At 71.4% G+C, this 13689-nt stretch carries 13 protein-coding genes; 7 read left to right on the top strand and 6 right to left on the bottom strand.

From position 1 onward, the window contains the following. Positions 1-65: 65 nt before the first annotated feature. The 5 genes from aroE to ACGTNF_RS07905 are packed head-to-tail and all read right to left on the bottom strand — an operon-like array spanning position 66 to position 4655. Complete coding sequence (aroE, locus tag ACGTNF_RS07925) at positions 66-878, bottom strand: shikimate dehydrogenase (protein ID WP_394601218.1); 813 nt, start codon at positions 876-878, stop codon at positions 66-68. After that, positions 875-1810, bottom strand: a complete 936-nt coding sequence (gene hemF, locus ACGTNF_RS07920; RefSeq protein ID WP_394601217.1) for an oxygen-dependent coproporphyrinogen oxidase — start codon at positions 1808-1810, stop codon at positions 875-877. The genes aroE and hemF overlap by 4 nt, the downstream gene beginning before the upstream one ends. Positions 1811-1842: 32 nt before the next feature. Continuing rightward, entirely contained in the window at positions 1843-2412 is a 570-nt protein-coding gene (gene tsaC, locus ACGTNF_RS07915) for an L-threonylcarbamoyladenylate synthase type 1 TsaC (RefSeq protein WP_394601216.1), read from the bottom strand. Positions 2413-2450: 38 nt separating this feature from the next. After that, positions 2451-3557 carry a DNA-processing protein DprA gene (dprA, locus tag ACGTNF_RS07910; RefSeq protein ID WP_394601215.1) on the bottom strand — a complete coding sequence of 369 codons (1107 nt, stop codon included), beginning with the start codon at positions 3555-3557 and terminating at the stop codon, positions 2451-2453. A 9-nt stretch (positions 3558-3566) separates the two neighbouring features. Next, the gene (locus ACGTNF_RS07905) at positions 3567-4655 is read right to left on the bottom strand and encodes a LysM peptidoglycan-binding domain-containing protein (RefSeq protein WP_394601214.1); all 1089 of its coding nucleotides are present in this window, start codon (positions 4653-4655) and stop codon (positions 3567-3569) included. Positions 4656-4819: 164 nt separating this feature from the next. Between ACGTNF_RS07905 and def the strand changes: the two genes are divergently transcribed. The 7 genes from def (at position 4820) to ACGTNF_RS07870 (ending at position 12443) form a co-directional block, all read left to right on the top strand. Further along, on the top strand, positions 4820-5332 hold the full coding sequence (def, locus tag ACGTNF_RS07900; protein ID WP_016855180.1) for a peptide deformylase: 513 nt from the start codon (positions 4820-4822) through the stop codon (positions 5330-5332). Positions 5333-5449: 117 nt separating this feature from the next. Beyond that, on the top strand, positions 5450-6436 hold the full coding sequence (fmt, locus tag ACGTNF_RS07895; protein ID WP_394601213.1) for a methionyl-tRNA formyltransferase: 987 nt from the start codon (positions 5450-5452) through the stop codon (positions 6434-6436). Further along, positions 6433-7773, top strand: a complete 1341-nt coding sequence (rsmB, locus tag ACGTNF_RS07890; protein ID WP_394601212.1) for a 16S rRNA (cytosine(967)-C(5))-methyltransferase RsmB — start codon at positions 6433-6435, stop codon at positions 7771-7773. Before fmt ends, rsmB begins: the two co-directional genes overlap by 4 nt. Positions 7774-7846: 73 nt before the next feature. Further along, on the top strand, positions 7847-8050 hold the full coding sequence (locus ACGTNF_RS07885) for a dodecin (protein ID WP_026068441.1): 204 nt from the start codon (positions 7847-7849) through the stop codon (positions 8048-8050). Positions 8051-8157: 107 nt separating this feature from the next. Continuing rightward, positions 8158-9531, top strand: coding sequence for a Trk system potassium transporter TrkA (gene trkA, locus ACGTNF_RS07880; protein ID WP_016855184.1), 1374 nt, complete (start codon positions 8158-8160; stop codon positions 9529-9531). 106 nt (positions 9532-9637) lie between these two features. After that, complete coding sequence (locus ACGTNF_RS07875) at positions 9638-11116, top strand: TrkH family potassium uptake protein (RefSeq protein WP_394601545.1); 1479 nt, start codon at positions 9638-9640, stop codon at positions 11114-11116. A gap of 88 nt (positions 11117-11204) precedes the next feature. Then, complete coding sequence (locus tag ACGTNF_RS07870; RefSeq protein WP_394601211.1) at positions 11205-12443, top strand: TraB/GumN family protein; 1239 nt, start codon at positions 11205-11207, stop codon at positions 12441-12443. A 105-nt stretch (positions 12444-12548) separates the two neighbouring features. Here the strand turns inward: ACGTNF_RS07870 and ACGTNF_RS07865 are convergent, their stop codons facing one another. Then, positions 12549-13496: a bile acid:sodium symporter family protein gene (locus ACGTNF_RS07865; RefSeq protein WP_394601210.1), complete on the bottom strand. Its 948-nt coding sequence runs from the start codon at positions 13494-13496 to the stop codon at positions 12549-12551. Positions 13497-13689: the final 193 nt, after the last annotated feature.

Genomic DNA, 13689 nt, shown 5'->3' with positions numbered 1-13689 from the left:
CCACATATAAAAACGCCCCGAGCCGTCGTCCGGCTCGGGGCGTCTTGGATCGCGGCCCGGTGGCGCTACAGCGCCCGGCGCAGCGACTCCAGCAGCGTGGCCACGTCCGGGCGTACCCCGCGCCACAGAGAGAAGGACTCGGCCGCCTGGCCCACCAGCATGCCCAGGCCGTCGATGGTGGCCGCGCCGCGCTCGGCGGCCCAGCGCAGGAAGACCGTCGGCTCGGCGCCATACATCATGTCATAGGCGGTGGCGCCGGGGGCGAACAGGTCGTTCGGCAGCGGCGGCAGGTCGCCGCCGAGGCTGGCGCTGGTGCCGTTGACCACCACGTCGAAGGGGCCTTCCACCGATTCGAAGCCGCCGCCGCTCACCCGCCCCAGATCCGCGAAGTCCGCGGCCAGGGCGCCGGCCTTGTCGGCGGTGCGGTTGGCGATGTGCAGGCTCGCCGGGGCCTCGGCGAGCAGCGGTTCCAGCACGCCGCGCACCGCACCGCCGGCGCCGAGCACCAGGATACGCGCGCCGGCAAGCGTCACCCCGCGGCGCTTGAGGTCGCCGACCAGCCCGGCGCCGTCGGTGGTGTCGCCCCGGGTGCGGCCGTCAGCCTCGAGGATCAGGGTGTTCACCGCGCCGGCGCGCTCGGCCCGGGGAGTGAGCGCGTCGCACAGCCGGTAGGCCGTTTCCTTGAACGGCACGGTGACATTGGCGCCGCGCCCGCCCGCCTCGACGAAACGCCTCCAGGCGCCGGCGAAGTCGTCCAGCGGCGCCTCGATGGCGGTGTATTCGAGCGCCTCGCCGGTCTGCTCAGCGAAGGCGGCGTGGATGGCCGGTGACTTCGAGTGGCCGATCGGGTGGCCGAAGACGCAGTAGCGGTCCGTCATGCCGGGTTCTCCTTGTCCTGCTCGCCCAGCCAGTCCCTGGGCGCCAGGTAGTTGTCGTAGAGGTCCGCCTCGGGGCTGCCGGCTTCCGGCGTCCAGGCATATTCCCAGCGCGCCAGCGGCGGCATCGACATCAGGATCGATTCGGTGCGCCCGCCGCTCTGCAGGCCGAACAGGGTGCCGCGGTCCCAGACCAGGTTGAACTCCACGTAGCGGCCGCGGCGGTAGAGCTGGAAGTCGCGCTCACGCTGGCCATAGGCGGTCTCGCGGCGGCGCCGGACGATCGGCAGGTAGGCCTCGAGGAAGCTGTCGCCGACCGCGCGCTGGAAGGCGAAGCAGTCGTCGAAGCCGCCCTCGTTGAGGTCGTCGAAGAACAGCCCGCCGACGCCGCGGGTCTCGTCGCGGTGCTTGAGAGTGAAGTAGTCGTCGCACCAGGCCTTGTAGCGCGGATAGACGTCGTCGCCGAAGGGCGCGCAGGCATCCCGGGCCACCCGGTGCCAGTGGCGCACGTCCTCGAGCACCGGGTAGAAGGGCGTCAGATCGTAGCCGCCGCCGAACCACCACACCGGGTCTTCGCCTTCCTTCTCGGCGATCAGGAAGCGCACATTGCCGTGGCTGGTGGGCACGTGGGGATTGGTCGGGTGCAGCACCCAGGACACGCCCACCGCGTGGAAGCCGCGGCCGGCGAGCTCGGGCCGGGCGGCGGTGGCCGAGGGCGGCAGGGTCGCGCCATGGACGTGGGAGAAGTTGACGCCGCCCTTCTCGAACACGGCGCCGTCTTCGATCACCCGCGAGCGGCCGCCGCCGCCCTCGGCGCGCTCCCAGGCGTCCTCGCGGAAGCTCGCCTGGCCGTCCTCGGCGGCCAGCGCCTCGCACAGCCGGTCCTGAAGGTCGAGCAGATAGGTCTTCACGGGGTCGAGATGGGCGTAGGCCACGGGGCCTCCTTGATCGGCAGTGAAGCGGGGAGTCAGTCGCGCAGCACGCGGCCGGTGACCAGGTCGCGGATGGTGCTGGGGCGGTCGTGGCCGCCCAGGGGGCCGTCGAGCACGGCATCGAGCTCGCCGCCGGTCCCCTCACCAAAGACGGCATGGATCTCGTCGGCGCTCATCGCCGAGGGCTCGCCGGCGCGATTGGCCGAGGTCGAGACGATGGGGCCGCCGAAGGCACGGCACAGGGCGGCGACCAGGGGGTGGTCGCTGATCCTGAGCGCCACCCGGTCGTGCTCGCCGCGCACCAGAGGGTGCGCCCGGCCATTGTCCGGCACCAGCCAGGTGGTCGGCGTGTCGCGGGGCTCGGCGAGGACCTGCCGTCGGGCGTCGTCGAGGCCCTCCAGCCAGGGCGCCAGCTGGGCGACATCCGCGGCCACCAGGATCACGCCCTTGGCCGGGTCGCGGCGCTTGAGGTCCAAGAGCCTTGTCAGGGCGGTGGCATCGTCGGGGTCGCAGCCGAGGCCCCAGACGGCCTCGGTGGGATAGGCGATCACGCCGCCGGCGCGCAGGGCGGCCACGGCGGCGTCGAGGGAGGTTTCCTGGGTCATGGTGGAGGATCCGGCGGTGTCCGACATGGGCCGGGATTCTACCACGCTCCCCCGGGGCCCGGCAGGCGCACCCAGCCGCCGGCGGCGGGGCCGGCGCGCCCCTCCAGCTCGAGGGCCAGCAGCCGGCGCTGGCACTCGGCCACCGACAGTCCGGTGAGGTTCACCAGGGCATCGACCGGCGTCGGGGTATCGCTGAGCCAGGCCAGCAGCGGGTCGTCGGCGCCCGCGGTGGCCGCCGGCTCGGCTCGCACGGGCGGTGGCTCCACCGGCGCGCTCCAGGCCGGCAGCTCGGCGAGGATGTCGTCGACGTCGCGCACCAGCACCGCGCCGTCGCGCAGCAGCCCCAGGCAGCCGCGCGCCTGGGGGTTGTGGATCGAGCCCGGCACGGCGAACACCTCGCGGCTCTGCTCGCCGGCCAGCCGGGCGCTGACCAGCGAGCCGCTGCGCTCGGCGGCCTCCACCACCAGCACGCCGCGGGACAGCCCGGTGACGATGCGATTGCGGCGCGGGAAGAAGGCCGGGTGGGGCTTGGTGCCGGGCGGATGCTCGGACAGCAGCAGGCCGCCCGGCCCACGCAGTCGCTCGTGCAGGGCGCGGTGGCGGGCCGGATAGATGACGTCCACCCCGCCGCCGAGCACCGCCACGCTGCGCCCGCCGGCCTCCAGCGCCGCCTGCTGGGCGGCACCGTCGATGCCCAGCGCCATGCCACTGACCACGCCCCAGCCGCGCTCGGCCAGCGCCCGGGCGAAGCCGGCGGCGTTGGCGAGCCCCTCCCGGGTCGGCTTGCGGGTACCGACCATGGCCAGCCGCGGCGGCGCCAGCGCGCCGAGATCGCCCCAGGCCCACAGCACCGGCGGCGGATCGGCGATCTGGGCCAGTGGCGCCGGCCAGTCGGGATGATCGGGATGCAGCAGCGCCCGGCCGGGGGCCTCGGCGAGCCAGGCCTCGTCGGCGTCGAGCGAGGCCGTCAGCGGGCTCCTGGCGGGATAGTCGAGCCACAGTCGCAGGGCCTTGGCCGCCGAGGCCGGCATCACCGCCAGCCAGCCCTCGGGCCAGGCCGGGGCGCGGGCGGCGAGTTCGGCCAGCCCCGCGGGCCCGAGGCCGGGCAGGCGCGACAGCAGCAGCCACTCTCTGGCCATCGGCATGGTGGTGGCCTAGCGCTGCGCCGTGTCCGGCCCGGCGCCCGGGGTGTGCAGGCGATCGCCCACCGCCAGGGTGCGCGAGGCCTCCATCACCAGGCCGTAGCTCATCTTCTCGTAGGGCCGCACGACCATCACCAGGCCGGCGCCCTCGCCGGGCAGGCGCAGCATCTCGCCGGTACGCGGGTCGCTGACCAGCTCGCCGCGCTGCTCCACCGCCAGCACGTGGCCGGGCGCCAGGCCGTCGCGGGTGCCGCGGTCCAGCGCGACCATCTGCAGCCGACCGATGAAGCGCACGCCCCCGGGCACCGACAGGATGCGACCGTCGACCCGACGCTCCGGCGCCCGCGGCTGGAACGCGGTGACCAGGCCTCGGTCTTCCAGCGGCAGGAGGATGTCGCCGTTGCGGATCTCCTGGCTGGCCTTGGTGGCCTCGAGCACCGCGATGTCGTCCTCCTGGCGCCTCTGGCGGGCCTCGCCCACGCTCTCGAGCTCGAGGCCCAGCACCTCGCCGGTGGCCTCGTCGAGATAGCGGTCGCCGGGGCGATAGATGCCGACGCGGCCGCCGGCCGGCACCTCGCCGCGGGCATAGAAGCGATCGCCGGCGCCGCTGATCAGCCGCCGGTCGTCGCCGCCCACCACGTAGGCCAGCTCGGCGAGGGTCTCGGGATCGTCGATGACCCGGTGCTCGCGGGTGAACAGGCGCACCGCCTCCAGCGGAATCGGTTCGATGGCCTCGCGCCGCGGAACGGTGCGCATCTCGGGCGACAGGCGCACCACGCCCTGGCCGCGCTCCAGCCCCAGGCAGGGCCGTCCGCCGCAGTCATGCAGGGTGACGATGTCGCCGGGATAGATCAGGTGCGGGTTCTCGATCTGGGGATTGACCTGCCACACCTCGGGCCACTGCCAGGGGTGCTGCAGGAAGCGGCCGGAGATGCCCCACAGGGTGTCGCCCCGCACCACGGTATAGCGATCCGGCGCGTCGCCCCGCAGCCCGTCGTCCCAGGTCAGCCCCTGCGCCTGGACGGCACCGACCGTCGTCACGCCCAGCGCCAGTGCCCCCAGCCAGCGCTTCACGAGCCCGCTGCGTCCGATCTGCTTCATTCCCTTGCTCCCTGGCCGATGATCGCGGCGGCACCGGGAACCTCGCCATCGTGGTATAGTCTGATGCTATTGATGCGATGCGCGAAGCGCGGTTTCCCGGCACGCCGCAGGCTTCTAGAATAGTCGTGATTTCCGAATGACAGCACAACGGTGACACCAACGCCATGGCCAAACTCCCCATTCTCGAATTCCCCGACGAGCGGCTCCGCACCAAGGCGGCCCCGGTCGAGACGGTCGACGACGAGGTGCGCCAGCTGGTCGACGACATGCTCGAGACCATGTACGCCGCCCCCGGCATCGGCCTGGCGGCGACGCAGGTGGATGCGCATCGTCGGGTCATCGTGATCGACGTCAGCGAGGATCAGAGCACGCCGCTGGTGCTGATCAACCCCGAGTACACCCCGATCGGCGAGGAACGCGAGCCGATGCAGGAGGGCTGCCTGTCGGTGCCCGAGTACTACGCCGAGGTGCCACGGGCGCTGAAGGTCCGGCTCAAGGCGCTGGATCGCGACGGCCAGCCCTACGAGCTGGAAGCCGACGGCCTGCTGGCCCACTGCATCCAGCACGAATACGACCACCTCGAGGGCGTGCTGTTCGTCGACTACCTCTCGCCGCTCAAGCGCGACCGGGTGATGAAGAAGATGCAGAAGCGCCACCGGCTGACCCAGCCGGCCTGAGCCGCCTCGATGCCCTTCGCGACATGAAGGCCGGTGCCCGGATGGGCGCCGGCCTTCGTCGTTTGGGCCCGGCTCCGTTATCATGGGCGGCATTCATTCCGGCAAGGCCCCGAACCCATGTCCCGACCCCTGCGCGTCATCTTCGCCGGCACGCCCGACTTCGCCGCCGAAAGCCTGGCGGCGTTGCTGGCGAGCTCCCATCGCGTCGTCGCCGTCTATACCCAGCCCGACCGCCCCGCCGGCCGCGGCCGCAAGCTCACCCCGAGCCCGGTCAAGGCACTGGCCCAGGAGCAAGGGCTGCCGGTCTACCAGCCGGCGTCGCTGAAGACGCCCGAGGCCCAGGCCGAGCTGGCGGCCCTCGAGGCCGACATCATGGTGGTGGTGGCCTACGGCCTGATCCTGCCCAAGGCGGTGCTCGACACCCCGCGCCTCGGCTGCATCAACGTCCACGCCTCGCTGCTGCCGCGCTGGCGCGGCGCCGCGCCCATCCAGCGCGCCATCGAGGCCGGCGACGCCGAGAGCGGCGTGACCATCATGCAGATGGACGAAGGGCTCGACACCGGCGCCATGTTGCACATCGCCCGCACGCCGATCACCGCCGCCACCACCGGCGGCAACCTGCACGATGCCCTGGCCGCCCAGGGCGGGCGAGCCATGGTCGAGACGCTGGACGCGCTGGCCGGCGACGGCCTCGCGGCCACGCCCCAGCCCGAGGACGGCGTCACCTACGCCGCCAAGCTGTCCAAGGCCGAGGCCGAGCTGGACTTCCGCGAGGCCGCCGAGGCCCTGGCCGCGCGCATCCGCGCCTTCAATCCCTGGCCGGTAGCCTGGTGCGCGCTGGGCGACGACCGCCTGCGCCTGCTGATGGCCGACGCCCGGGCCACCCCCGGCGACGAAGGCGCCGAACCCGGCACCCTGCTGCCCCATGACAACGACGCCCTGCGCATCGCCTGCGGCGAGCGCGGCGACCAGGTCCTTCGCGTGACCCGGGCCCAGCTGCCCGGCGGCAAGCCCCTCGACGTGCGCGAGCTGCTCAAGGCTCGCGCGGAGCGCTTCGCGCCCGGCAGCCGCCTGGGCCGGCCGAACCAGGAGACATCCGCATGAACCAGCCGCGCCATTCCTCCCGCTCTCCCGACAACGGCCAGGCGGTGCGCGCCGCGGCCGCCCGCGCCCTGGTGCCGGTGATCACCGGCCGCGGCTCGCTCAGCAGCCTCGACGACCATCAGGTGGTGTCCCGTGACCGCGGCCTGTTCAAGGAGCTGTGCTTCGGCAGCTGCCGCGCCCTGTGCCGCCTCGAGGCGCTCGCCGGCAAGCTGCTGGACAAGCCGTTCAAGACCCGCGATGCCGACGTCCAGGCGCTGCTGCTGGTGGGCATCTACCAGCTGCTCTACATGCGTATCCCGCCCCACGCCGCGGTGGGCGAGACCGCCGGCGCCGCGCGGCTGATCAACAAGCCCTGGGCCACCCGGGTGCTCAACGGCTGCCTGCGCCGCCTGCAGCGCGAGGCCGGCCCCCTGCAGGCCGAGGTCGACCGCGACCCGGCGGTGGCGCTGCTGCATCCGAAGTGGTGGCTGAAGGCCTTCCGCCAGGCCTGGCCGGACGACTGGCGGGCGATCTGCGAGGCCAACAACCTGCCGGGGCCGATGACGCTGCGCGTCAACCGCCGCCACGGCGACCGCGAGAGCTACCTCGAGCGCCTCGATGCGCCGGACATCGGCGCCCGCCTGTGCCTGCACTCGCCCGAGGGCCTGACCCTCGACGAGCCCTGCGACGTCGGCCAGCTGCCCGGCTTCAAGGAAGGCTTGGTCAGCGTGCAGGACGAGGCGGCCCAGCTCGCCGCCGAGCTGCTCGGCCCGACGCTCGCCCCGCGCCCCGGCGCCCGGGTGCTGGACGCCTGCTGCGCGCCGGGCGGCAAGACCGCCCACCTGCTCGAGCTGTTCGACGTCGACCTGCAGGCCATCGACAGCGACGACACCCGCCTGGCGCGGGTCGAGGACACCCTGTCGCGGCTCGGCCTGGAGGCCGATCTGGCCCACGGCGACGCCACCCGGCGCGACTGGTGGGACGGCACGCCCTTCGACGCCGTGCTGCTCGACGCCCCCTGCTCCGGCAGCGGCGTGATCCGCCGCCATCCGGACATCAAGCGCCTGCGCCGCCACTCGGACATCGCCAAGCTGGCCGAGCTCCAGGCCCGGCTGCTCGACAACCTCTGGCCGCTGCTGGCGCCGGGCGGCACCCTGCTCTACGCCACCTGCTCGGTGCTGCCCGAGGAGAACGCCGACCAGGTCGCCGCCTTCCTCGCCCGCACGCCGGACGCCGAGGTGACTACCCCGGAAGGCGTGGCCTGGGGCCGCCCCGCCGGCGCCGGCCGCCAGCTGATGCCGAGCGCCGACAGCCATGACGGCTTCTTCTATGCCAGACTGAGGAAGCGGGCCGACTGAGCGGCCCGAGGATGCCGGCCGGGCCGCCCGCGCCGGCATGCGTGCCATTTCCCCGCTGCCAGAGGACGACACCATGAACCACACCTACAAGCACATCGAGCTGACCGGCAGCTCCGAGACCAGCATCGAGGATGCCGTGCAGGGCGCGCTGACCAAGGCCTCGGAGAGCCTGCACGGCATGCGCTGGTTCGAGGTCATCGACACCCGCGGTCACATCGAGCACGGCCGGGTGGCCCACTGGCAGGTCACGATCAAGGTCGGCTTCACCCTGGACTGAGCGCCATTCGACTCTGTTCATCCCCTCACGGCTGGTTTAGGCTTGCCGCCCACCCAGAGACGGCGCTCGCGCGGCGCCGTCCGTCTTGCTGCGGACTGTGACACGCGATGAAGATCATTATCCTCGGCGCCGGCCAGGTCGGCGGAACCCTGGCCGAACACCTGGCGCACGAAGAGAACGAGATCACGGTGGTGGACACCGATGCCAAGAAGCTCCGCGAGCTTCATACCCGGCTCGACATCCGCACCGTGACCGGCGCCGGCTCCTACCCAATGGTGCTGCGTCAGGCGGGCTGCGAGGACGCCGACATGCTGATCGCGGTGACCAACTCCGACGAGGTGAACATGATCGCCTGTCAGGTCGCCTACACGCTGTTCCGCACGCCGACCAAGATCGCCCGCGTCCGCGCCACCGCCTACCTGACCCGCAAGGGGCTGTTCGCCCACGAGGCGGTGCCCATCGACGTGCTGATCAGCCCCGAGCAGGTGGTCACCGACCATATTCGCCGGCTGATCGAGCACCCCGGCGCGCTGCAGGTGCTGGAATTCGCCGGCGGCCAGGTCCAGCTGGTGGCGGTGAAGGCCTTCTACGGTGGCCCGCTGGTCGGCCAGGAGCTCGGCTTCCTGCGCCGCCACATGCCCAGCGTGGACACCCGGGTGGCGGCCATCTATCGCCGCAACCGGCCGATCATCCCGCGCGGCGATACCGTCATCGAGGCCGACGACGAGGTGTTCTTCATCGCCGACCGCCGCGACATCCGCGCGGTGATGAGCGAGCTCCGGCGCCTCGAGCGCGACTTCCGCCGGGTGATCATCGCCGGCGGCGGCAACATCGGCGAGCGCCTCGCCGAACACCTCGAGCACAGCCATCAGGTCAAGATCGTCGAGCACAGCATCGAGCGCTGCACCCAGCTCTCCGAGCGCCTCGACCGCACCGTGGTGCTGCACGGCAGCGCCACCAGCAAGCGCCTGCTGGAGGAAGAGAACATCGAGGACTGCGACATCTTCTGCGCGCTGACCAACGATGACGAGGTCAACATCATGTCGTCGATGCTGGCCAAGCGCATGGGCGCCAAGAAGGTCCTCACCCTGATCAACAACGCCGCCTACGTCGACCTGGTCCAGGGCGGCGAGATCGACATCGCCATCTCGCCGCAGCAGGCCACCATCGGCAGCCTGCTGACCCACGTGCGCCGCGGCGACATCGTCAACGTGCACTCGCTGCGCCGCGGCGCCGCCGAGGCCATCGAGGCCATCGCCCACGGCGACCAGCAGTCGTCCAAGGTGGTCGGCCGCGCCATCGGCGAGATCGACCTGCCGCGGGGCACCACCATCGGTGCCGTGGTGCGCGGCAAGGAAGTGCTGATCGCCCACGACGACGTGGTCATCCAGTCCGGCGACCACCTGATCCTGTTCGTCATCGACAAGCGCCGCATCCGCGACGTGGAGCGGCTCTTCCAGGTCGGCCTGACCTTCTTCTGAGCCGCCGCCAGCCAGCACGCGAGGGAATCCGCATGACACACCAGCCATCGTTCGATGACGCCGTTCGCCGCCCGATCGCCCGCGCCGCGGAGGCGCACTCGTGAGCCTGCTGGCGAGGCGGACGGCCATCCAGCGGGTGCGCCACTGGGCGCCGGTGTTCAAGGTACTGGCCCTGCTGTGGCTAGTGCTGGCGGCCTTCATGCTGGTGCCCTGGCTGGTGCTGCTGGTGGAGGGCGACGTGGACGCCATGGCGTTCGGCATGTCGATCCTGATCATGATCGGCTCATCGGCGGCGATACTGCTCTCGACCCTGCGGGTGGAGGTCAGCTTCAAGCCCTGGCAGATGTTCGTGCTGACCTCGCTGAGCTGGGTCTCGATCAGCGGCTTCGCCAGCCTGCCGCTGGTGCTGGGCGCCACCCAGCTGTCGTTCTCCAACGCGGTGTTCGAGTCGGTCTCGGGGATCACCACCACCGGCTCCACCATCCTCAGCAACATCGACGACCTCTCCGACGGCCTCAAGCTGTGGCGCGGCCTGATGCAGTGGCTGGGCGGGGTCGGCATCATCGTGATGGGCATCGCCATCCTGCCGTTCCTCAAGGTCGGCGGCATGCGGCTGTTCCACACCGAGTCATCGGACTGGTCCGACAAGGTGATGCCCCGCACCGGTGGCATCGCCAAGGCCACGCTGGTGATCTACTGCGGCATGACCCTGACCGCGGTCGCGAGCTACTGGCTGGGCGGCATGGCGCCGCTGGACGCCATCGTCCACGCCATGACCTCGGTGGCCACCGGCGGCTTCGCCAACTCGGACGCCTCCTTCGGCGCCTACGCCGATCGGCCGCACCTGATGTGGATGGGCAGCCTGTTCATGCTCGGCGGCGCGCTGCCCTTCGTGATCTACATCCGGGTGCTGCGCGGCGCCCGCATGGCACTGTGGCAGGACCAGCAGGTGCGCGGCCTGCTGGGCCTGCTGGCGATGGTCATCCTGATGCTCACCGCCTGGCGCATCTGGCAGGGCCGTGACGCCTTCGAGGCCCTCACCCAGGTGACCTTCAACGTCGTCTCGGTGGTCACCACCACCGGCTATGCCGCCGACGACTACGCGGCCTGGGGCAGCCTGTCCGCCGTGGCCTTCTTCTATCTCAGCTTCATCGGCGGCTGCAGCGGTTCCACCAGCGGCGGCATGAAGGTGTTCCGCTTCCAGGTCGCGTCCATCCTGCTGCGCAACCAGCTGCGCTTCCTGGTGCACGCCAACGGCGTCTTCTCCGCCCGCTACAACGGTCACCCGCTGACCGACGACGTGACCCGCGGCGTCATCGCCTTCTCGTTCTTCTTCTTCCTGACCATCGCCGGGCTGGCGCTGGGGCTGTCGCTGCTCGGCCTGGACCTGGTCACCGCGCTTTCCGGCGCGGTCACCGCGGTCGCCAACGTCGGCCCCGGCCTCGGCGAGATCATCGGCCCGGCCGGCAACTTCGGCCCCCTGCCCGACGCCGCCAAGTGGCTGTTGTGCATCGGCATGCTGATGGGCCGCCTGGAGATCCTCACGGTGCTGGTGCTGTTTACCCCGATGTTCTGGCGCAAGTAGCAAAGCCGGTGCAAGCGCCCGCGGCGGGTTTGGCCCGCCGGCGGGCTTCGTGGATAATCGAGCCTTCACCCTTCAAACTCGAGCGTCCATGACCGACTCCCAGGACACCGCGACCGTCGATCGCGAGCAGGCCGCCGGCGGCGGTCCGCGCCGCACTCTCCAGGTGGGCGAGACCCGCTATACCCTGCTGGGCACCGCCCACGTCTCCGCCGAGAGCGCCACCGAGGTGCGCGCGCTGATCGACTCCGGCGAGTTCGACGCCGTGGCCATCGAGCTGTGCGACTCGCGTCATCAGAACCTCGCCAATCCCGATGCCCTGGGCGAGCAGGACCTGTTCCAGATCTTCCGCCAGGGCAAGGCCGGCATGGTCGCCGCCAGCCTGGCGCTGGGCGCCTTCCAGCAGCGCGTCGCCGAGCAGTCCGGTATCGAGCCCGGCGCCGAGATGCGCGCCGCCCTGGAGGCCAGCCGCGAGCGCCGGCTGCCGCTGCTGCTGATCGACCGCGACGTCGGCGTGACCCTCAAGCGCATCTACCACAACGTGCCCTGGTGGCAGCGCTTCTCGTTGTTCTCGGGGCTGCTCGGCGGCGTGCTGTCGCGACAGGACGTCTCCGCGGCCGACATCGAACGGCTCAAGGAAGGCGACGTGCTGGAGTCCACCTTCAGCGAGTTCGCCAGCGAGTCCGAGACCCTCTACACGCCGCTGATCAGCGAGCGCGACCGCTACATGACGCTGCGCCTGGCCGAGCAGTGCCCGCCGGGGCGCTATCGCCACGTGCTGGTGGTGATCGGCGCCGGCCACCTCAAGGGCATGGCCGAGCACCTCGAGCAGCCGCTGCCCGAAGCGCCGACGCCGGAGCGCGAGGCGCTCGAGGCCACGCCGCCGCCCTCGAAGGCGTGGAAGGCGCTGCCCTGGATCATCACCGCCCTGGTGCTGACCGGTTTCGCCATCGGCTTCTCGCGCAACACCGAGCTCGGCTGGCAGCTGGTGGCCGAGTGGTTTTTGATCAACGGCGTGCTCTCGGGCGCCGCCACCCTGGTGGCGCTGGCCCACCCGCTGACGGTGATCGCCACCGTGTTCGCCGCCCCGCTGACCTCGCTCAACCCCACCATCGGCGCCGGCTTCGTGGCCGCCGGGGTCGAGCTGGCCATGCGCAAGCCCAAGGTGCGCGACTTCTCCACCCTGCGCCACGACGTCACCGAGGTGAAGGGCTGGTGGCGCAACCGGGTCTCGCGCACCCTGCTGGTGTTCTTGACCGCGACCCTGGGTTCCGCCGCCGGGACCTGGATCGCCGGCTTCCGCATCGCCGGCGCCCTCTTCGGCGGCTGACGCCGCTGCCACGCCGGCAATGACAAGGGCCCCGGACATCGCTGTCCGGGGCCCTTTTGCTGTCCTATCGCTGTGGCCGGCGAGGTGCGGCCGGCGAGGCGCGACTCAGCGCGACGCCAGTGCCGACGCCGCCTCCTCCTCGGCCGGGCGACGCTTCCAGGCGCCCGCCAGCAGCGAGCCGGAGACGTTGTGCCACACCGAGAACAGCGCACCCGGCAACGCCGCGGTGGCGCTGAAGAACTGGTTGGCCAGGGCCACGGCGAGCCCGGAGTTCTGCAACCCCACCTCGAAGGCGATGGTGCGTGCGGTGCGCTCGTCGAAGCGCAGCGCCCGAGCCAGGCCGTAGCCGCCGGCCAGGCCGATGGCGTTATGGGCGATCACTGCCAGCGCCACGACCGGCCCCAGGGTCGCCAGGCGCCCGGCGTTGAGCGCCACCACGATGGCGATGATCACCACGATGGCCAGCATCGCCAGGCTCGCCAGCGCCGGCTCGACCCGGGCGATGCGCTCGCCCAGCCAGTGATTGACGATCACCCCGATCAGGATCGGTGCCACCACGAGTTGGGCGATGCTGGTCAGCATGCCCGCCACCGGCACGTCGACGCTCTCGCCGACCAACAGCAGGGTCAGCAGCGGCGTGGCCACCACCGAGAGCAGGGTCGAGACCATGGTCATCGACACCGACAGCGCCACCCGGCCACCGGCCAGCCAGGTCATGACGTTGGAGGAGGTGCCGCCGGCGGTGGCGCCGACCAGTACCATGCCGATGGTCAGGGCATCGGAGAGCCCCAGCAGGCGTGAGATCGCCAGCGCCGCCACCGGCATGATCAGAAACTGCAGCACCACGCCCAAGGCGATCGGCGCCGGCGACTTCACCACCCGGGCGAAGTCGGCCTTGGACAGCGTCAGGCCCATGGCGAACATGATGACCACCAGCAGCGTCTTGATGCTGCCGGCCAGACCGTTGAAGAGCTGCGGCTGGAGGGCGGCCACCACGGCCAGCAGCACCGCCCAGACGGGGAAGAGACGATTGAAGCGCTCGAAGAAGTGCATGACGTGTCCTTGCATGGGGAGTTAGTTATTGGCGATCCATGGTGATGGGATCGCGCGGCCCCGTCGGCGTCTCGGGCGCCGTCGACCGCGGCCCTATGGTCGTCGGTCGCCGGGGCGTGGGCAATGGCCACCTTCGGATGACGGCAAAAGCGTGGCCGCGGGTGGGGAAAGCGTGATACGTTCGAGATCAATA

The organism is Halomonas sp. B23F22_10 (assembly GCF_043496975.1).
GTDB classification, from domain to species: Bacteria; Pseudomonadota; Gammaproteobacteria; order Pseudomonadales; family Halomonadaceae; genus Halomonas; species Halomonas smyrnensis.
The sequence above is the reverse complement of the archived record's forward strand: the minus strand, read 5'-3'. Positions and strand labels throughout refer to the sequence as shown.